Annotated in this window: 17 protein-coding genes; 10 read left to right on the forward strand and 7 right to left on the reverse strand. The window is 49.7% G+C overall.

Going from position 1 to position 19,750, the window contains the following annotated elements; all coding sequences use genetic code 11:
• Positions 1–63 precede the first annotated feature (63 nt).
• Both WJM45_RS12845 and WJM45_RS12850 read left to right on the forward strand, forming a co-directional pair.
• Positions 64–1,563, forward strand: coding sequence for a Ni/Fe hydrogenase subunit alpha (locus WJM45_RS12845; RefSeq protein WP_341325498.1), 1,500 nt, complete (start codon positions 64–66; stop codon positions 1,561–1,563).
• A 209-nt stretch (positions 1,564–1,772) separates the two neighbouring features.
• Positions 1,773–2,186, forward strand: a complete 414-nt coding sequence (locus WJM45_RS12850; protein ID WP_341325499.1) for a host attachment protein — start codon at positions 1,773–1,775, stop codon at positions 2,184–2,186.
• 77 nt (positions 2,187–2,263) lie between these two features.
• Here the strand turns inward: WJM45_RS12850 and WJM45_RS12855 are convergent, their stop codons facing one another.
• From WJM45_RS12855 to groES, 3 genes are all read right to left on the reverse strand, one after another.
• Entirely contained in the window at positions 2,264–2,518 is a 255-nt protein-coding gene (locus tag WJM45_RS12855; RefSeq protein WP_341325500.1) for a Rho-binding antiterminator, read from the reverse strand.
• An 89-nt stretch (positions 2,519–2,607) separates the two neighbouring features.
• Positions 2,608–4,266: a chaperonin GroEL gene (gene groL, locus WJM45_RS12860; RefSeq protein WP_341325501.1), complete on the reverse strand. Its 1,659-nt coding sequence runs from the start codon at positions 4,264–4,266 to the stop codon at positions 2,608–2,610.
• Between the two features lie 56 nt (positions 4,267–4,322).
• Positions 4,323–4,610: a co-chaperone GroES gene (groES, locus tag WJM45_RS12865; protein ID WP_341325502.1), complete on the reverse strand. Its 288-nt coding sequence runs from the start codon at positions 4,608–4,610 to the stop codon at positions 4,323–4,325.
• A gap of 138 nt (positions 4,611–4,748) precedes the next feature.
• Here groES and moeB point away from each other — a divergent pair, with 138 nt between their 5' ends.
• On the forward strand, positions 4,749–5,492 hold the full coding sequence (gene moeB / locus WJM45_RS12870; protein WP_341325503.1) for a molybdopterin-synthase adenylyltransferase MoeB: 744 nt from the start codon (positions 4,749–4,751) through the stop codon (positions 5,490–5,492).
• Here moeB and WJM45_RS12875 read toward each other — a convergent pair.
• The 4 genes from WJM45_RS12875 to WJM45_RS12890 form a co-directional block, all read right to left on the reverse strand.
• The gene (locus WJM45_RS12875) at positions 5,454–5,927 is read right to left on the reverse strand and encodes a DNA-binding response regulator (RefSeq protein WP_341325504.1); all 474 of its coding nucleotides are present in this window, start codon (positions 5,925–5,927) and stop codon (positions 5,454–5,456) included. The genes moeB and WJM45_RS12875 overlap by 39 nt on opposite strands.
• A 338-nt stretch (positions 5,928–6,265) precedes the next feature.
• On the reverse strand, positions 6,266–7,342 hold the full coding sequence (gene alr / locus WJM45_RS12880; RefSeq protein WP_341325505.1) for an alanine racemase: 1,077 nt from the start codon (positions 7,340–7,342) through the stop codon (positions 6,266–6,268).
• Positions 7,339–8,733: a replicative DNA helicase gene (gene dnaB, locus WJM45_RS12885; protein ID WP_341325506.1), complete on the reverse strand. Its 1,395-nt coding sequence runs from the start codon at positions 8,731–8,733 to the stop codon at positions 7,339–7,341. Before dnaB ends, alr begins: the two co-directional genes overlap by 4 nt.
• 873 nt (positions 8,734–9,606) lie before the next feature.
• Positions 9,607–10,620, reverse strand: a complete 1,014-nt coding sequence (locus WJM45_RS12890; RefSeq protein ID WP_341325507.1) for a tryptophan--tRNA ligase — start codon at positions 10,618–10,620, stop codon at positions 9,607–9,609.
• A 226-nt stretch (positions 10,621–10,846) separates the two neighbouring features.
• On the opposite strand from WJM45_RS12890, the gene WJM45_RS12895 reads away from it, so the two are divergent.
• The 7 genes from WJM45_RS12895 (at position 10,847) to WJM45_RS12925 (ending at position 19,630) form a co-directional block, all read left to right on the forward strand.
• Positions 10,847–11,257, forward strand: coding sequence for a PilZ domain-containing protein (locus tag WJM45_RS12895; RefSeq protein ID WP_341325508.1), 411 nt, complete (start codon positions 10,847–10,849; stop codon positions 11,255–11,257).
• A 36-nt stretch (positions 11,258–11,293) separates the two neighbouring features.
• A complete protein-coding gene (locus tag WJM45_RS12900) occupies positions 11,294–11,698 on the forward strand; it encodes a 6-carboxytetrahydropterin synthase (RefSeq protein ID WP_341325509.1) in 405 nt (134 codons plus the stop codon).
• A 6-nt stretch (positions 11,699–11,704) separates the two neighbouring features.
• Positions 11,705–12,157: a DUF1249 domain-containing protein gene (locus WJM45_RS12905; RefSeq protein ID WP_341325510.1), complete on the forward strand. Its 453-nt coding sequence runs from the start codon at positions 11,705–11,707 to the stop codon at positions 12,155–12,157.
• A 1,053-nt stretch (positions 12,158–13,210) separates the two neighbouring features.
• Positions 13,211–13,882, forward strand: a complete 672-nt coding sequence (locus WJM45_RS12910) for a CerR family C-terminal domain-containing protein (RefSeq protein ID WP_341325511.1) — start codon at positions 13,211–13,213, stop codon at positions 13,880–13,882.
• Entirely contained in the window at positions 13,870–15,267 is a 1,398-nt protein-coding gene (locus WJM45_RS12915) for an efflux transporter outer membrane subunit (protein WP_341325512.1), read from the forward strand. Before WJM45_RS12910 ends, WJM45_RS12915 begins: the two co-directional genes overlap by 13 nt.
• Entirely contained in the window at positions 15,260–16,468 is a 1,209-nt protein-coding gene (locus WJM45_RS12920) for an efflux RND transporter periplasmic adaptor subunit (protein WP_341325513.1), read from the forward strand. Before WJM45_RS12915 ends, WJM45_RS12920 begins: the two co-directional genes overlap by 8 nt.
• Positions 16,469–16,474: 6 nt before the next feature.
• A complete protein-coding gene (locus WJM45_RS12925; protein ID WP_341325514.1) occupies positions 16,475–19,630 on the forward strand; it encodes an efflux RND transporter permease subunit in 3,156 nt (1,051 codons plus the stop codon).
• Positions 19,631–19,750: the final 120 nt, after the last annotated feature.

The following is a 19,750-nucleotide window of genomic DNA, read 5'->3' on the forward strand; positions in this document are numbered from 1 at the left end:
TGAGTGAACCATGGAATAAACTCTGCGCCTCTGCGCGAGTCAATAAAATTATCGAGAACACTTATGTACGAACATTTAGAAACAGCCGCCAGCCCGGAAAACCTTAAACGTGTCGTAGTCGATCCGGTATCCCGGGTCGAAGGCCATGGCAAAGTCACATTACTGCTCGATGAAAACAACAAGGTCCAACAGGCCCGCTTGCATATCGTCGAATTTCGCGGCTTCGAGCGCTTCATTCAGGGCCGTCCTTATTGGGAGCTGCCTGTTTTAGTGCAGCGCCTATGCGGCATCTGCCCGGTCAGCCACCATTTAGCGGCCGCCAAGGCAATCGATCAGCTCGTCGGCATCGACCCGGAAAATCTGCCTCCGGCCTCAACCAAATTAAGGCGCTTGCTGCATTTCGGCCAAGTCATGCAGTCCCACGCCTTACATTTTTTCCATTTGTCGAGCCCTGATTTATTGTTCGGCTTCGAAAGCGAGATCGGCAAACGCAACATCATCGCGGTACTGGCCGAGCACCCTGAAATCGGCGTACAGGGCGTCAAGCTTCGCAAATACGGCCAAGAAGTGATCCGCATGATTTCCGGCAAGCGTGTACACGGCACCGGAGCAATCGCCGGCGGCATGAACAAACCGTTATCCCGTGAAGAGCGCGATTATTTGTTGACCGATATCGATCAAATGATCGAATGGGCGGCGGCAACGGTACAACTAGTCAAAAGAGTCCATTGTTCGAATCTGCCCTATTACGACGATTTCGCGACAATACGCAGTAATTATCTGGGCCTCACCCGCCCGGACGGTGCGCTGGAGCTTTATCACGGCGGCCTCCGTGCTAAAAAAGATAATGGCCAAACAATCATCGATCATATCGATTATTGCCGCTACAACGATTATATTCATGAAGAAGTCCGTTCCTGGACCTACATGAAGTTTCCTTATTTGTTGTCGGAAGGCAAGGAAAACGGCTGGTACCGCGTCGGCCCGCTGGCCCGCGTCAATAATTGCGACTATATCGACACCCCGTTGGCCGAGGCGGCTCGCATCGAATTCAAACAACACGGCGGTGAAGCAATGGTTCATAGCACCCTGGCAACCCATTGGGCGCGAATGATAGAAACGCTACACTGCGCCGAAAGCATCAAAGTCTTGCTGAACGACCCGGAAATCATGAGTGACGACCTCGTCGCGCAAGGTGAAAAGCGATTTGAAGGCATCGGCGTGATCGAAGCCCCTCGCGGCACACTGTTTCATCATTATCAAGTCGATGAAAACGACATTGTCACCCGCGCCAATTTGATCGTTTCAACAACCAGCAATAACATGGGCATGAACGAATCGGTCCGCCAGGTCGCCGCCGAATATTTAAACGGTCGCGAATTGACCGAGCCGCTGTTAAATAACTTGGAAGTCGCGATCCGCGCCTACGACCCTTGTTTATCGTGCGCAACCCATGCAGTCGGCAAAATGCCCTTACAATTGGAACTGATTGATGCGGATGGTCAACTCATCGATAAATTGGTTAAACGAAGCGATGGTGTCATTAGCAGCTCATCTATCTGACGAAAGATGAAATCGACGCATATGTTTTCCAGCCCATCTTACGAACTACGCCACCTATTTCGGCGAGGGCGTAAGATCGGCTGTCCCTCGCACCTTTCCTTTAGACAAACCCTCTGCAAAGCGCTACACTCAAGATGACAAAGGAATGTCGGCAATAATTGCAAGGATGCGGCAAACCGTTCCGACATATTGGTTAAGGAGTACAACTTATGTATAGTAAATGGGTCGTGGTAGCAGACAGCAGTAGAGCACGTTTTTTTTTCTATGAAGGAAAAAAAGAACCTTTGCGCGAACTTGAGGATCTAGTCCATGCCGAAGGAAAGCTCAAGACACAAGATGTCGTTTCCGCCCAACAAGGCGGGCGAGGTAACGGAGCACACTCGTTTGAACCGGTTACCGATGTCAAGCAACAAGAAGCCATCCGTTTCGCTCATCAAATAGGCGATAAATTGGAACAGGGCCGAGTTAACAACGAATTCAACGATCTCGTTTTAATTGCCCCTCCGGCTTTCCTCGGCACGCTGCGCCAAACCCTAAACGACCAAATCATGAAACTAGTCGGCAAATCGATCGACAAAAACCTTGTCGCTCAAGACGAGTCCAACATCCGAAACTACCTCTGATAGGATGAAAATTTAAGTCCATGACCAGGCCCCGATTAAAATTAACCGGGGCCTTCCGCTCGCTCCTTAAAAAGTTTTTATTTGAAACGAATACTTTGAAACTTCGCCCCCGGGGTCCGCGTTTCCATTTCAACGATTTCAGATAATTCGATTTTTTGCCTTTCCCCATTATCAATAACCAAAAATTCGCGCTTATCCTGTTCAGTCACAACGTCGATCGCTTTGCCTTCGAGACTTCGATGTTCCGTCAGTGTCAATTTGACGAGGTAACCGTACATACAGGCGATTTCTATGTAGTCGTGAAGCTCGCAAGCTATTGGTTCAATCTTCATCACGCTCCCCTTTTTTTCAACCCATAAAAAAGCCCCGGACGAAATGACTCGACCGGGGCTTTGCGTCAAGCGATGAACTCGAACGGCGATTACATCATGCCGCCCATACCGCCCATACCACCCATTCCGCCCATGCCACCCATATCAGGCATGCCAGCGCCTTTATCGTCACTTGGCGCGTCGGCGATCATCACTTCAGTGGTGATCATCAGACTCGCGACGGATGCAGCGTTTTGTAATGCGAAACGAGTGACTTTTGCAGGATCCAAAATACCCATTTCGATCATATCGCCGTATTCGCCGGTTGCTGCATTGTAACCGAAGTTACCAGTGCCTTTAGCGACTTCGTTCAAGACGACTGAAGACTCTTCGCCCGCGTTTTTGACGATTTGACGCAGAGGCTCTTCCATCGCACGGCGCAGAATGTTGACACCGACATCTTGATCGTGGTTCGCGCCTTTCAGCCCTTCCAGCGATTTCAAAGCGCGGACCAGGGCAGTACCGCCACCGGCAACCACACCTTCTTCAACCGCAGCACGAGTAGAGTGCAGCGCATCTTCGACGCGAGCTTTTTTCTCTTTCATTTCGACTTCAGTCGCCGCGCCGACTTTGATCACTGCAACACCGCCGGCCAATTTAGCCAAACGCTCTTGCAATTTTTCTTTATCATAGTCGGAAGATGCATCATCGGCTTGCTTGCGGATTTGTGCTACCCGTGCCTTGATGCTTTCATCTGTGCCCGCACCGTCGATAACCGTAGTATTGTCTTTAGTGACTTGAACTTTTTTCGCTGTGCCCAAAAGATCCAATTCAGCTTTTTCCAAAGACAGACCGACTTCTTCCGAAATCACGGTGCCGCCAGTCAAAATCGCGATGTCTTCAAGCATCGCTTTACGACGATCGCCGAAGCCAGGCGCTTTAACCGCAGCGACTTTAACGATACCGCGCAGATTGTTGACAACCAGAGTCGCCAGCGCTTCGCCTTCGACGTCTTCGGCAACAATCAACAACGGACGGCCTGATTTGGCAACACCTTCCAGTACCGGCAACAAATCACGAATGTTGGAGATTTTTTTGTCGTACAGCAGGATGAACGGATTTTCCAATTCGGCGCTCATGCTGTCTTGATTGTTGATGAAGTAAGGAGACAGGTAACCGCGATCGAACTGCATCCCTTCGACAACATCCAGTTGGTTGTCCAAACCTGAACCTTCTTCGACGGTGATGACACCTTCTTTACCGACTTTTTCCATCGCTTCGGCGATGATTTGACCAACAGACTCGTCGGAGTTGGCGGAGATCGTGCCGACTTGCGCAATCGCTTTGCTGTCTGTGCAAGGCGTTGCTGCCGCTTCGATGGCTTTGACCGCTGTAGTCACGGCTAAGTCGATGCCTCTCTTTAAGTCCATCGGGTTCATACCGGCTGCAACGGCCTTCAAGCCCTCGTTAACGATGGATTGAGCCAGAACGGTCGCAGTCGTGGTACCGTCACCGGCAACGTCGGATGTATGAGACGCGACTTCTTTAACCATTTGCGCGCCCATGTTTTCGAATTTGTCTTGCAACTCGATTTCTTTCGCAACCGAGACGCCGTCTTTGGTGATGGTCGGTGCGCCGAAGCTTTTATCCAAAACCGCATTACGGCCTTTAGGCCCCAAAGTAACTTTTACCGCATTCGCTAAAATATTGACACCTGCAACCATCAGGGTACGTGCGTCACTACCGAATTTAACTTCTTTTGCTGCCATGTTTATTCCTAGATTCTGTGGTTAATGTTAAATACTTAATCAGTTAAAAGAGACCGTTAGCTCAGAACAGCCATGATGTCTTCTTCGCGCATCACAACGACTTCTTCACCGTCGATTTTGACTTCGCTACCTGAATATTTACCAAATAACACTTTATCGCCGACTTTAACTTCTAACGCACGGACTTGACCGTTATCGAGCGCTTTACCGGTTCCTACCGCTAAAACTTCACCTTGACTCGGTTTTTCGGCGGCAGAACCAGGCAATACGATACCGCCGGCGGTTTTGGTTTCTTCTTCAACACGTTTGATAATTACTCTGTCGTGTAAAGGGCGTATTTTCATCAATATCTCCTAATCGATATAAACAATAAAGTGGATTATTAGCACTCGCTAGTAATGAGTGCTAATAATAATCAGCTTTTGCAGTCTGTCAAGTTCTTTGGCATCATTCGCACCTAAATTGATATTTATCCTAAAAATATGAAAGACGACCAACTATTACGCTACAGCCGGCAAATCATGCTGCCGCAAATCGATATCGAAGGCCAGCAACAATTGCTTGGCGCACACGTCTTGATCGTCGGTGCGGGCGGCCTTGGCTCACCGGCTTCGATCTATCTCACGGCAGCCGGTGTCGGACAAATCACTATTTACGATGACGACACAGTCGACCTTTCGAACCTACAGCGACAAATCGCTCACTACACCGACGATATTGGGACGGACAAAGTAATTTCAACCCAAAAGACCTTAAAAAAATTAAATCCGGATACTCAAGTTAATATTTTCAAGCAGCGCTTGACCGGAATCGCGCTCGACAAAACCGTAGAAAAAGCCGATATCGTCCTTGATTGTAGCGATAATTTTTCGACCCGATTCGCGATTAACAGCGCCTGTGTCAAACACCAAACACCATTGGTATCCGGAGCCGCGATACGATTTGAAGGCCAAGTATCGGTTTTTACACCGGGATTACATGACAGCCCTTGTTACAACTGCTTGTACTCGGACACGGGAGAAGAGATGCAGAATTGCGCAACCAACGGCGTTATTGCGCCCATTACCGGCATTATTGGCTGCATTCAAGCGCTTGAGGCAATTAAGTTAATTACCGGCGCCGGCGAAACGCTAACCGGGCGATTATTATTACTGGACGGTTTGACGATGGAATGGAACAGCATGAAATTAAGAAAAAACCCGAAATGCCCTACCTGCGGAAAATAGATCGATAAAATCACCCGAATTGCACTCTTTTACCGGTTGTTGAAGTTTTTTCCACAACAACGAGATGATTCGGCGGGATACCCAAGCCTCTTCTTGCCGAATAACCTTGACCGCCTTATTAAAAAACCTTGTCAAATCGGCAAACGGTAAATACCCCCTGGCTCCCGAAACCAAGCAATCGATGACCTCACGATCGGTCAACTCAGGTGCGACCAAAATTATTTTGCTATCGGGACTCGCCGCATTTAATAACGCAATATATTCGGCGGTTTGCTGTTCGCGAAGTTCATAGCGAAGCACAACGACAAGCGGCTTGTATCTTTCAACCGCGATCAAGGCCTTTATTTCGTCATGATCGACTCGTATTTTTAGGCTCGGATCGTCGATGAACCGCAGAATGTCTTCGTCATTATCAATTATTTGCAAATCTATCATAAATTTACCGATCGTTTAAGTTTTAAGTTTCCGATTTTCAAAAAGCCAATTCCACCCCTCTGTGTTTATTTGAGTCAAAATCATCCACGTTTTCAACTTAGAAAAGAGTCTAGTCTGTTTTGCGTAATTGTTAACTGTACCGAAGTACTATATTGCTCAACCTACTCCCTTTTGACCGAAAAAGCGTATAAGAACGAGAAGGTGTGGGGTATGCCTAGCGAGGATGTCGGCGGCAGGGAGCCGCCGTCAAGCCCCCATGGACGGGTTCACGGCGCTCCTCGATAGGCATACCCCATACCCAACAAAGTTGAACGATTCTTCAGTAAGAAGGGAGTAGATCACTCTTCAACAATCTGCACTCGCTGAGTAATGCCGCAAACCAGTGTGTAGGGGATGGTTCCCGACCAAGACGCCACCTCTTCGATCGGCAATCCGCCTCCCCATAGCGTCACCGGATCACCCGGCTTGGCATCGTCTTGTCCGCTCAAATCGACCGTGATCATATCCATCGATACCCTACCGATCATCGCGACGCGCTTGCCGTTAACAAGAACCGGCGTGCCGGATCGAGCATGACGAGGATAACCGTCCCCGTAGCCAATTGCGACAACCCCCATTTTAATCGGCCTATCGCACACCCAAGTACCGCCGTAACCCACCGTATCGCCTTGCCGTACGGATTTAACGGCAATCAACCGGGAATGCAAAGCCATGACCGGCTTTAAATCGAAATCACCTCCAGTCGTTTCGGGGAACGGAGAAATTCCATACAACATAATTCCGGGTCTTACCCAGTCGGTCAACGCTTCCCGCCAACCTAAAATCCCGGCTGAATTCGCGATGCTACGCGGCCCTGCAAAACCCGACAATGTCCTGTTAAATAAGTCGATTTGTTTCAAAGTCATTGGGTCGGATCTCAGGTCGGCATTTGCCAAATGGGTTATAAAACCAACCGGTTGCTTGATTAACGAGCTCGATCTCAAACGCTGATGAACTTTTACGACCTCGTCAGCCGAAAACCCCAAACGGTTCATGCCGGTATCGATTTTCAACCAAGCATTGATTCCGATAGAGCCGAATTTTCGATCAATGATATCCAACTGCCCGAACGAGTGAATTAAGGGATCTAAACCGAAATCGATCAAATCGTCCAATTCCTCAGAACACGTAAAACCTTCCATAACCGCGATGCGTTGCGTAATACCTGCTTGGCGCAAGCGAATGCCTTCATCGACGCGGGCCACGGCAAAGCCGTCCGCTTCGGTTAAGCGTTCCGCGACGCGCAATAATCCGTGTCCATAAGCGTTGGCTTTAATCACCGCCATGACTTTAGAGTCGGGTGCGTAACGCCGGGCCACATTCAAATTATGGCGTAACGCATCTAGGTTCAATTTGACATAAGCGGCCGGCGTCATTCGTAATCGTCTCCGCCGTAAGGGTTTCCGGCAAAGTTTTCAAATCGAGTGTATTGCCCGAGGAAAGTCAACCTGACCGTGCCTATCGGACCGTTACGTTGCTTACCGATGATAATTTCGGCCACGCCTTTCTCCGGACTATCCGGATTGTAAACCTCATCCCGATAAACGAACACGATCACGTCGGCATCCTGTTCGATACCGCCCGATTCACGCAAATCGGACATCACCGGCCGTTTATTGGGCCGCTGCTCCAAATTCCGGTTAAGCTGAGATAATGCGATAACCGGCACATTGAGTTCCTTGGCCAAGGCTTTGAGCCCCCTGGAAATATCCGATATTTGCTGAACCCGGCTATCACCGCTTGCCGGTGACTGCATCAATTGCAAATAATCCAATACAATCAAACCCAGCTGACCATGTTCGCGCATCAATCGCCGCGCTCTCGAGCGGACTTCGGTCGGCGTCAACGCCGGCGTATCGTCGATAAACAATTTGGTTTCGGCCAATAAATTAATCGCCGAAGTCAAACGCGGCCATTCGTCGTCGTCAAGTTTACCGGTCCTAATTTTATGTTGATCGATACGCCCCAATGAGGACATCATACGCATCGCCAAGGAGTCTCCAGGCATTTCCATACTGAACACCGCAACCGGTTTATCGCCTTTGATTGCAACATTCTCCGCCATGTTCATCGCGATCGTGGTTTTACCCATTGACGGTCGGCCTGCCACAATAATTAAATCGGACGGCTGCAGGCCCGAGGTCATTTCGTCGAAATCATTGAATCCGGTGCTCGCGCCGGTGATATTGCCTTCTTGCTCATAAAGCATTTCGATCTTATCGACCGCCTGCGCCAGCAACGACTTGATCGACGTGAAACCGCCCTGCCCGCGTTGGCGCTGTTCGGCGATTTGAAATACTTGGCGCTCGGCATTTTCGAGCAACTCCGATGTATCGCGCCCTTCCGGATTAAAAGCCGAGTCGGATATATCGGTTCCGACATGGATCAACTGCCTTAAAACGGACTTATCGCGAACAATGGTTGCATAAGCGACGATATTCGCGGCACTCGGCGTATCCTTTGCCAAGGTGCCTAAATAGGCCAGACCGCCGACCTCGTTCAATTGTCCGGCGGAAGCGAGTGCCTCCGATAAGGTAATGACATCGAAAGGATCTTGTTTTTCCGCCAATTTTTCGATGGCTCGAAAAATCATTCGATGATCCTTGCGATAAAAATCGCCTTCGACAACTTTATCGGCGATCGAATCCCAGGTTTGGTTATCCAGCATCAAACCGCCGAGCACGGATTGCTCGGCTTGTATTGAATGCGGCGATACTTTTAAAGCTTCGGTTGCGTAATCGCGGTCGAATACATATTCTTCAGACATAATATCGGTCAAGGGAAATACTGCTAAATAGAAGTTGATTGAAAATCGGTACGGATTCCGACACACCGAATTCCGACACATAGAAAGTTACTGCGATTCAGTTATGAGAAAACTCGTTTACTCCGTTCGTACCGAAAAAATCGCTGCACTTACTGTGAAAGTACGATGCCGGCTCCGAGAAAGGTGCGGTTGCTCGATCGACAGGCGTCGGCGGCAGGGCAGATTTTTGCTCCTCGGCAATTGCTCCTGCATTGCCCTAATACACGCCATCCATGGCGTAATGCAAAATCTGCATTCACGCCATCCTTGGCGATCAGATAGCCGCCGTCGAGCCTACATGGTCGTATTCACCCAGCACCTAAATTCCATAGCCTATTGGCTATGGTTAACTATCTTGGATAATTTAGGTGCTGGGTTCACGGCGTCCTGTCGGGCGAGTGACCGCACCCTAACCCGCCTCGCACTTTCATTTGCCGGGGGCGATTGCTAGGCCATCATGAACGTTACTGTGAAAGTTCACTAATTCGGACTCCTTATCTAATTTTTCGGTATGAAAAACAATGTTGTTTCCGAATAAGATGCGGTTGCCAGACCTTCATGAACGTTAGGTTGAATGTGCGAGGTGCATTAGAGGAGCGCCGCGAACCCACCCAAGGAGAATAAAAATAAGGGTATCCGAGGGCGTAGAGCCCACATAGACGTATTCGCCCAGCACCTAAATAAGCCATGGTTATGAATTATTACCAATGACCTATGGAATTTAGGTGCCGAGCCTGTCAAGCGGGTCACAGAACCACTGCAAAGCTAACTATTTTGAGAAGTTTTTGTGCATATCTCTTCACTTAACGTAGCGCTCCGTCCCCAGCAAAACCACTAAACCCCAATACGAGAAATCCCAACCGCCTCTCGCAATTGCTTCATAAAAGGCACGCTTATATCGCGGGCCTTTTTAGCGCCTTCCTGCAATTCGTTTTCAATATGCTCAGGCGCCTGTAATAAGGCTTCATAACGCTCTCGGGCCGGGGCAATATGGTCGTTGATATATTCGAACAACAACTTTTTCATTTCACCCCAAGCAATACCGTCCGCATAGAGTTTTCGAACTTCATCGACTTCCGAAGGCCGGGCAAAAGCCTGATAAATACCAAACAAAGTGCAACCATCGGGATCTTTCGGCTCGCCCGGTTCAAGTGAATTGGTTTTGATTTTGTTAATCAGTTTTCTGAGTTTTTTCTCGGGTTCGAATAGCGGGATCGTATTGTTGTAACTTTTACTCATTTTCCGTCCGTCCAAACCGGACAGAGTCGCGGCATTTTCAGTCACAACCGCATCCGGGATAACAAAATGTTCGCCATAAATATGATTGAAACGCCCGGCGATATCCCGAGCCATTTCGATATGCTGAATTTGATCTTTTCCGACAGGTACCTTGTGTGCATTGAATATCAAAATGTCGGCCGCCATCAGAATCGGATAACTAAACAAACCCATCGTAATGCCTTTGTCGGGATCGTTTTCGCCGCCTTGTTCGTTTTCGGCAACCGCTGCCTTGTAAGCATGCGCCCTATTCATGAGTCCTTTTGCCGTTACGCACGTCAACATCCAGGCCAACTCGGTAATCTCCGGCACATCGGATTGCCGGTAAAACACCGCATTCGAGGTATCCAGGCCGAGCGCCAACCAAGTCGCGGCAATTTCGAGACTCGACTGTCTGACTTTTTCCGGGTCCTGGCATTTGATCAAGGCATGATAATCGGCCAAAAAATAAAACGGACTGACGTTTGCATCCTTACTAGCAGCAATGGCCGGCCTAATCGCGCCTACATAATTTCCCAAATGAGGAGTACCGGTGGTCGTGATACCGGTTAAAACGGTTGCTTTTGTCATTATAAATAAATCCCCAAAACCCTGACGGGGTTCACATCGTTAAAATCTGCAAAATATTACATGATTTACAATCAATAGCCATAGTCTATCCGAAAACTTTTACCCACAACTCCCTTTAAGCTCAAAAAATGGTTAACTTTATAAAGGTATGGAGTGTAGCTAACGAGCAACAATGCCAAAACAGAATCTCATAATATGAAGTTATGCAACTTTCAAGGTGATTTTCATGAACAAGCATTTTATTTATAGTAAACTTCGCGCAAACAGTCTGAAAGCAAAAACGAGCACTGCCATTCACGGAAAAACAATTTATCCAATTATAAAGAAGAGAGTTGACATGCTGGAATACGATGAAAAACGTAATTACATCCGAATGAGCGTCGATTGCGAACTCACCTACAAGTTAGCCGATGCAAGCGAAAGTCATTCCGGAATTTGCACATCCATTAGCGGTTCTGGTGTCTCCTTCATTGCGGATCAGTCCTTCGATCCCGGAAGCGCTATGGAGGTCAATATTACGCCCAAAAACACAATCACTCCGCCCATGACCGCCTATATCGAAGTTGTCAGAACGACAAAGCAAGATGATGGCCGCTACGAAATTGCCGCCGCAATCAAGAGCATCAAAGGCCATTAACTTACATTATTCCAAATTGGCCGAGATTGCTAACTCATGTATACGATTACTAAGGAAGTCTATTTTTGCTATGGGCATAGACTGATGAACCACCCAGGCAAGTGCCGTCATCTTCACGGACACAGCGTTAAGGCTGCTATCACGATTAAACAAGAACATCTTAACGAGCAAGGCATGGTTTGTGACTTTTCGGACATAAAAGCGTGTGTAGAAGACTATATCAACGAACATTTGGATCATAATTTTCTATTGCATAAAAACGACCCGATCATTCCGTACTTAACCGAAACCCAAGAGCGATTCATGGCTCTAGACGAGCATCCAACCGCGGAAGTATTGAGTCAAATGATTTATCAACATATTAAAGAACAAGGGTTCGATGTCGACCAAGTGACCTTATGGGAAACCGCAAGCGCTCATGCCTGTTATAGGGAATCCTGATCTATCATGAGCAGGATTCATCCGCAAAACAAAGCGGCGTGCTTGGAAACCATCTGTGCTTCTAATTACCGAAAGTTGTTAAGCTTAATTCCGAACATCAGAAATCTGGCACAATCGGCGGTCGGAAAAGCCTCGCAAAAACCTGACCTGCAGCTTGAGGTTCTCGAACGCTCGACACACACGCTTACTGTAAAACTCAGCCATCGATTTGGTCAATTACCCAACGATCTATGGGTGCCGGATGTCACAGTACGCGTATATTTGGACGCGGAACTCGTCGAAGTATTGCGCGATCATGCCAGATCAGACGTCTCTCGCGTCTACAAAGACCCCGGCAAGATCTCTGAAATCTTAAATTATAAATGGCAATTAAATTATTTTTTGCTGAAATGGCTGGATCACTGCCTGAGCATTAATTATCAATTCACCGATCGAAAAGCCACTGAAGTTATAGCCTGATTTCCCCATAGCCTCTATCACCCCATACACTCTTAGCTAATCCAATTTCGGGACAAGAAAATCCTGTTAAACGAGTCACGAACCTCCAAAAAGCACACTGTTTCGGGCGCTTACTGTGAAAGTTTGTGGATTTGGACTCTTTCAAGCGCGCCAAGATTTTTCGCGAAAGCTGAAATGGGGTCCATCCGATTTCAGCAGCGAAAAATGACTTGGCGATTATTGCCTTCGGCGGCCCCGATTCGCCCTGCGTCCGTGCCACTACGCCACATCATCGTATACTCGATGCGGCTCCGTAGCACTCCCACAAATGGCTTTACGCCGTGTCGCGATGCCTTGTATTTTGCCTCCGCCTGCGCTATTCGCGCAGACTCCGGCAAAACACCCGGCGCTACGGCTATCGGGGACTAAAAATCATCACTTCGCTGACGCTCCGTTTCCATGATTTTCAGCGATCGCTGTTTCCCAAGCGTTGCTTGGGAAACGATTCCGCAAGCTCCGCTTGCCGTCACGGGAAGCAGAGCTTCCGGAACTGCCTTCCCAAGCCGAGTTCTCATCGTTACACATAAGTCAAAAATTACTCTTTTACAATCTTATCCGATGAGACCTCGATACCATTTATTGTCACTTAACAATCTCGACTTCGAAATCGCGATCAGGGGATCGCTCCCACAGAGCATCCTGCCCCTTGTGGGAGCGACGCCTTCGTCGTCCCTCACCTAACGCTAGGTGAGGGAAAGCCACTAATGTTCAATATCCGCAGATTTATCAAACAACACCGTTTCCAAATATACGATGACCTCTGTTTAGCAAGTTTACCGATACTTGTGTATAACAGAGAGAGCCGAGCTTGGGAAGGAGCGAACCCAGCCAACGCCGCGCACTTTCATCTGCCGGGGCGATGGCCAGGCCTTCATGATCGTTACTGTGAAAGCTCGTAGTTTCGGACTCTTGGGCCCCTCGCTCAGGCTCATGAGTCATTAAACAAGACTGGAATTTGTCTATTAGATAATTTAAATGTATATTTGAAATTCTCGTTTGAATATCTGATCCGCGATGCCCGAGCCTACAGCCAAACCGTTAAAAACTCGCACCCGCTTAATTATCGCGGCCAGCCGAATTTTTGCCGAAAAAGGCTTTCAAGAAGCAACGATTGCCGAAATCTGCGAACAAGCCCAAACTAATATTGCTTCGGTCAATTATCATTTTCGAGATAAGGAAAGTCTTTATCTCGAAGCCTGGCGCCATGCGTTTCTCAAGGACCTTGAAATTTATCCGTCGGATGGCGGCGTTGCGCCCAGTGCTTCCCCAGAAAAACGCCTAGCGGGTCGTATTCGCTCTTTGATCGCCCGCATCGCCGACGACGATTCGCATTTTTTCGCGATCATCAACAAAGAAATGGCGCAACCGACCTCGTTGCTGCCGGAAATTCTCGAAAAAGAAATCAATCCGCAGCGCCAAGCCATGCTTGAACTCATTGCCGAATGCTTGGGACCGAATGCGGATCAACGTACGATACATTTTTGTCATGCCAGCATCATCGGCCAATGCTTTCATCTTTTGAAAATCAAACACATGCAAAGCCACTTTCCGGCACGAAGATACAATCCGGAATTAGAGAACCCGACAGCCTACGCCGATCATGTCGTGCATTTTTCATTGGCCGGAATTAAAGCACTGCGCGACCGTCTCGAACCAAGCCTTGGAGACGAGACATGCGAGTCATAAATTCTTCGATTTTATTCATCGTCGCTTTTCTCAGCGCATGCAGTATTGATATCAAAGAATTCAATCCGCCGATTTCAGTACCGGAAACGTTTTCGATTACCGGCGGCGAATCCCTTCAAGACCGCTGGTGGCTTAACTTTAACGATCCTGCGTTGAATACTCTGATCGATACGGCGCTTCAGCAAAACCTCGATCTCACCGCGGCATTCGAAAGGCTCAAACAAGCCGAAGCCGAAGCTCGCAAGGCAGGGTCCGAATTGATCCCCGCCGTTAATGCTACGACTAACGCAAATCGCCTCATCGAGGATAACGCCAATACCGGCTCGCTGACTTTCGACAACTTTTCGCTGGGCTTGATCGCCAGCTACGAAGTCGACCTATGGGGCCGAATCCGCGCCGGCACTTACGCGGCCGAACAGGAAATCAAAGCCGCCGAACAAGACATCCATACCGCCGCGATTGCCTTGTCGGCCGAAATAGCGCGCGTTTGGTATCTATTGACCGAACAAAAACTACAGCTCGACTTATTGAACGAACAAATCGAAGTCAATAAGCAATACGCGGACTTAGTCGAAGTCCGCTTCAGAGGCGGCCAAGCAACCGCCGCCGATGTATTCCAACAGCGGCAATTACTTGAAGGCGTAGTCGGCGACCGCTATACAGTGCTCGCGAATATCGAGGTATTAAAAAATCAATTGGCGGTCTTGACCGGACAAGCCCCCGGAACATTGGACATTGTTGCCGGCGATCATTTTCCCGAGCTCGCAGGCCTACCCGAAACCGGCTTGACCTCGGATTTGATACAACGACGCCCGGATGTCAAGAAGGCCTATTATCGCTTGCAAGCCGCCGATCTTCGTATTGCCGCGGCCGTGGCCGACCGCTTTCCGAAACTCGGCTTATCGGCCAGCCTCGATACCTCGGCTCCGGACTTACAAGCCTTCTTCAATAATTGGATGGCAACGTTGGCCGGCAATCTGGTGCTGCCCTTGATCGACGGCGGACGCCGGGTGGCGGAAGTCCGGCGCACCGAGGCTGCAACAGAAGAAGCACTGAACCTCTATGGTCAGAGCGTCTTGCAATCGTTGCAGGAAGTCGAAAACGCATTGGCACAAGAAACGCGCCAGCACGAGCGGCTAAATAGCCTCAAAGAACAGCTCCGCTATCTGAACGAAGCCAATGACAACATTCGCATCCGGTCCGCCTATGGGATTTTCGATTTTTTACGGGTGCTGTCGACATTGAACAGCTTACAAGCGATGCAGCGCACACTCATTCGCGCCGAACGCGAATTGATCGATTACAGAATTCAACTTTACCGGTCGCTTGCAGGCGGCTGGCCGCTTACCAAACCGGTTTCGAATAGGAACGATACCCATGACTAATCCCTTCAAGAAATTCGCCACACTGCTGATTTCGCTGGCGATCATCGCATTTACCGGGGCATTGTCTTTTTATTGGCTAAGCAATAAGCCCCGCGCGGTCCGCGCCCCCGTTACGACCGTGGCGCCATTGGTCGAAATCATAACGCCGCAAGCCATCGATTATCAAACCACCGTTTTCGCGCTCGGCAATGTCATCCCGGCGCAAAACGTCAATCTTAATTCGCGTGTCGACGGCATGGTCATTTCGGTCAGCGATCAGTTCATCGAAGGCGGCTTATTGAAAAAAGACGAAGAAATCGTCCGTCTCGACCCTACCGACTACGAGTTACGCGTACGCAGAGCGCAAAGCGATCTCACCCAAGCCCGTTTCAACCTAAAAATGGAATTGGGCCAACAAGCCATCGCACAACGCGAATATCAATTGCTAGGCCAGGAATTGGACGAACTGGCTCAAGAGCTGGTCCAACGAAAACCCCATCTGGAAGCCGCCAAGGCATCGTTAAATGCCGCCGAAGCGGCGCTGGAACAAGCCAAGCTGGATCTCGAACGCACCCGTACGATCGCACCGTTCAACGCCGTCGTCACGGCCCGCAACGCCAATGTCGGTTCCTGGGTGTCGACTTTCTCGACCGGCACTCCGCTCGTGCAGTTGGTGGCAACCGATTATTATTGGATCGACGTATCGCTGCCGCTCGACAAATTACGTTGGATAACGATTCCCGGTTTCAACGGCGACCAGGGCTCGCAAGTCACGATCAGTTACGAAAGGGCTTGGGGGGCCGATGCATTCAGAATCGGCGCCGTGAAACGCCTGAAAGCGGAAGTCGAAGCCGAAGGCCGCATGGCTAAATTATTGGTTGAAGTGGAAGATCCGCTCAGCCTAAAGCCGGCTAACCAAAATTCACCTCGCATGATGCTAGGCACATTGGTTCGGGCGGCAATTACCGGCAAAACCCTCGTCGACGTACTTCCTGTGCCGGAAACCGCATTGCATGACGGCAACCGGCTCTGGCTAATGAGCGAACAAGACACACTGGACATCGTCAAAATAACCCCCGCCTGGGCCGAACAAGGCGTCGTTTACTTGCATGCCTCGGAACTACCCGGTCAGCCGCGCATCATCGTCAGCGATCTTTCCACACCGGTTCAAGGCATGCGAATTCGCACCAACGAAACCGACCGTTCTTCATCCGCTAGGTAAAGCATCATGCAGTCACAACAAGACCCAAGCCGCACCGGCCCCGTTGCATGGATGGCAGGTCATTCGGTCGCGGCCAATCTCGCAATGGTCGTGTGCATCATCGGCGGACTACTGTTTTTAAACAATATCCGCCAAGAAGTATTCCCCGACTTTGAAATCGACAGCGTCAGTATCAGTGTCGCTTATCCCGGCGCTAGCCCGGAAGAGGTCGAACGCGGCATTGTCCTCGCGATCGAAGATGCGGTAGGCGGCTTGGACGGCATCAAACAAATCACTTCATCGGCAAAAGAAAACGCCGGCACGGTTACCGTCGAAGCGCTACGCGGTACCGACTTGCAAAAGTTTACACAAGACATTCAAAAAGAAGTCGACCGCATTACGACTTTTCCAATCGATGCCGAAAAACCGCAAATAACCTTGATCGCCAGCAAGCGCAGAGTAATCTCAGTTGCATTATACGGAGACGCGGAAGATGCCGTTTTACACGAATTGGCCGAACAACTCCGCGATCAACTATTGCAAGACCCGGGCATCACCCAAATCGATCTCGAAGGGGTCAAACCGCTCGAAATCGCGGTCGAAATTCCGCAAGACATGCTGAGGCGCTATCGTTTGTCGTTAGGCGACATCGCTCAACGCATCGCGTCGGCCAGCATCGACCTTCCGGCCGGCAGCGTCAAAACCGACAGCGGCGAAATTTTGATCCGCATCAAAGAACGCCGCGATTACGGGCGCCAATTCAGTCAACTGCCTATTATTACCACCCCAGACGGTAGCCAGATTAAACTCGGCGACATCGCTCGAATAACAGACGGCTTCGATGAAAGCGATTATTATGCGACTTTCAACGACAAGCCGGCCGTGATGCTGCAAGTCTATAGCGTCGGAGAACAAACGCCGATACAAGTCTCTGAAACGGTCCGTAACCATCTCGATAAAATTGCTCCCGAACTACCCGAAGGCATCTTCACCGACGTCCGGCGCGATGCCTCGGAAGACTACGGGCAAAGGATAGACCTCTTGTTGCGAAACAGTGCCATGGGTTTGTCGCTGGTATTTATCTTGCTGGCGTTGTTTCTTGAGCTACGTCTGGCATTTTGGGTCATGATGGGTATTCCTATTGCGTTTCTCGGGTCGTTTTTGTTCCTGCCCAGTATCGGCGTCACGCTGAACATGATTTCATTATTCGCATTTATCATCGCGATCGGCATTGTTGTCGACGATGCGATTATCATCGGCGAAAATATCTATCATTATCGACAAGAAGGCCTGTCTCCGCTGCAGGCGGCCATTCAAGGCGCCCGTGAAATGGCGATGCCGGTTACATTCAGCATCCTAACTAACATCGCAACCTTCATGCCGCTGCTGTTCATTCCCGGATTTACCGGCAAAATCTTTTTTATGATTCCGTTGGTCGTGATCACGGTTTTCTTGCTGTCCCTCGCCGAGAGCTTATTCATTCTGCCGAATCATCTCGGACACCTAAAACCATTGAAAAGCCAAGGTATTCAGGCCAAAATCCATCATTATCAACAACGTTTCAGCGATGGCTTTCGCCGCTGGACACTGCATCGATATGGCCCATTTCTCGAAAGCGTACTCCAGCATCGATATCTGACTGTCACATTGGCATTCTCACTATTGATTGCGGCATTGGCCTATGCCGCTAGCGGACGTATGGGCATGACCTTATTTCCGAAGGTCGAATCCGATTATGCACAAGTCACTTTAACGATGCCGTTTGGAACGCCGTTCGAAAAAACCGAGGCCATCGCCCGACACCTGTCGGAAGCGGCGCGGCGCGTTGCATCAAACGTTCCGAACGGGGACCGATTATTGAAAGGGCAATTTACCGAACTCGGCACAATCGACAGGCAACAGACGCTCGGCAGCCACTTGGCTACCGTGCGCACCTATCTTGCGCCACCCGAAGTGCGCGACGATATTCTTAGTACCGAGCAATTTACCCGGCGCTGGCGCGAAGAGGCTGGAGAAATTGCCGGCATCGAAGCGATTTTATTCGAATCGGACGCCGGCGGCCCCAGTAGGGGGCCGGCGATCACGGTCGAACTTAATCACCGCGACATACAAGTCCTGGAGCGAGCAAGCAGACGCCTTGCACAAACGCTTAACGCCTACCCTATTGTCAATGACGTCGACAGCGGCTTGACCAGCGGCAAGGAACAACTGGACTTTACGCTGCTGCCCGAAGGAAGAAGCTTGGGATTGACGGCGCAAGATGTTGCGAGGCAAGTCAGAAATGCGTTTTTCGGCGCCGAAGTGCTCCGTCAGCAACGCGGCCGTAATGAGATTAAAATCATGGTCAGGCTGCCCGAAAACGAGCGCATGTCGCTAAAAAACGTCGAAAGCCTAATGCTGCGTACGCCGGCAGGAATCGAAATTCCGCTTACCGAAGCCGTGCAAATCGAACGCGGCCGCGCCTACACCGAAATCAACCGCCGTAACGGCCGACGCAATATCCAAGTCAAATCGGGCGTCACGCCACGCAGCCGCGCGGGAGAAATCATTAACGACCTCAAAGCCGCCGAACTGCCGCGCCTGCAAGAAGAATTCCCGGGATTGCAATATAGTTTTCAAGGGAGTCAAGCCGAAATGGCCGATAATCTCAGCAGTCTCAAAATCAGTTTTGTCTTTGCACTGCTGGCGATCTACGCGATGTTAGCGATTCCATTTCGCAGCTACATTCTGCCGCTGATCGTCATCGTCAGCATTCCGTTCGGCATCATCGGGGCTATATTGGGGCATTTGTTGATGGGTTACGACCTGAGTATCCTTAGCATGCTGGGTATCGTCGCCCTATCCGGCATCGTCGTCAACGATTCGCTGGTATTGATTAATTACGCGAACGAACATCGCATCGGCAGCGCCAAAACACCTTTACAAGTCATCAAAGCCGCCGGAATTCAGCGCTTCAGGCCAATACTGTTAACCACGCTCACCACTTTTTTCGGCTTAATGCCGATGATACTGGAAACATCTAGACAAGCGCGAATGTTGATCCCGATGGCGATTTCAATCGGTTTCGGCATTTTGTTTGCGACCTTGATTACACTGGTACTGATTCCGTCGTTATATCTGGTTGCCGAAGACGTTAGGGTCTTGTTTCACAAATTGAAAATTGCATTTTCCGCCAAGGATTAGCGGACTATAAAATGACCCAAACCCTACGCATCCAAGGTAGTATTTATCGAAGGCTTTGGCAGAACGGGGCTTACAACCCATAAGCATCAAGCTACAAACGGCCAATACGCTTAACGCTCT

It is taken from the genome of Methylotuvimicrobium sp. KM2, assembly GCF_038051925.1.
Classification (GTDB): Bacteria; Pseudomonadota; Gammaproteobacteria; order Methylococcales; family Methylomonadaceae; genus Methylotuvimicrobium.

Excerpts from the sequence above, each read along its gene's own strand:
- WJM45_RS12890 (WP_341325507.1), bottom strand. The coding sequence starts at position 10,620 with ATGACAAAAGCAACCGTTTTAACCGGTATCACGACCACCGGTACTCCT.
- dnaB (WP_341325506.1), bottom strand. The coding sequence starts at position 8,733 with ATGTCTGAAGAATATGTATTCGACCGCGATTACGCAACCGAAGCTTTA.
- WJM45_RS12905 (WP_341325510.1), top strand. The coding sequence starts at position 11,705 with ATGAGCAGGATTCATCCGCAAAACAAAGCGGCGTGCTTGGAAACCATC.
- groL (WP_341325501.1), bottom strand. The coding sequence starts at position 4,266 with ATGGCAGCAAAAGAAGTTAAATTCGGTAGTGACGCACGTACCCTGATG.
- moeB (WP_341325503.1), top strand. The coding sequence starts at position 4,749 with ATGAAAGACGACCAACTATTACGCTACAGCCGGCAAATCATGCTGCCG.
- WJM45_RS12915 (WP_341325512.1), top strand. The coding sequence starts at position 13,870 with ATGCGAGTCATAAATTCTTCGATTTTATTCATCGTCGCTTTTCTCAGC.
- WJM45_RS12895 (WP_341325508.1), top strand. The coding sequence starts at position 10,847 with ATGAACAAGCATTTTATTTATAGTAAACTTCGCGCAAACAGTCTGAAA.
- groES (WP_341325502.1), bottom strand. The coding sequence starts at position 4,610 with ATGAAAATACGCCCTTTACACGACAGAGTAATTATCAAACGTGTTGAA.
- WJM45_RS12850 (WP_341325499.1), top strand. The coding sequence starts at position 1,773 with ATGTATAGTAAATGGGTCGTGGTAGCAGACAGCAGTAGAGCACGTTTT.
- alr (WP_341325505.1), bottom strand. The coding sequence starts at position 7,342 with ATGACGCCGGCCGCTTATGTCAAATTGAACCTAGATGCGTTACGCCAT.
- WJM45_RS12910 (WP_341325511.1), top strand. The coding sequence starts at position 13,211 with ATGCCCGAGCCTACAGCCAAACCGTTAAAAACTCGCACCCGCTTAATT.
- WJM45_RS12925 (WP_341325514.1), top strand. The coding sequence starts at position 16,475 with ATGCAGTCACAACAAGACCCAAGCCGCACCGGCCCCGTTGCATGGATG.
- WJM45_RS12855 (WP_341325500.1), bottom strand. The coding sequence starts at position 2,518 with ATGAAGATTGAACCAATAGCTTGCGAGCTTCACGACTACATAGAAATC.
- WJM45_RS12900 (WP_341325509.1), top strand. The coding sequence starts at position 11,294 with ATGTATACGATTACTAAGGAAGTCTATTTTTGCTATGGGCATAGACTG.
- WJM45_RS12920 (WP_341325513.1), top strand. The coding sequence starts at position 15,260 with ATGACTAATCCCTTCAAGAAATTCGCCACACTGCTGATTTCGCTGGCG.
- WJM45_RS12875 (WP_341325504.1), bottom strand. The coding sequence starts at position 5,927 with ATGATAGATTTGCAAATAATTGATAATGACGAAGACATTCTGCGGTTC.
- WJM45_RS12845 (WP_341325498.1), top strand. The coding sequence starts at position 64 with ATGTACGAACATTTAGAAACAGCCGCCAGCCCGGAAAACCTTAAACGT.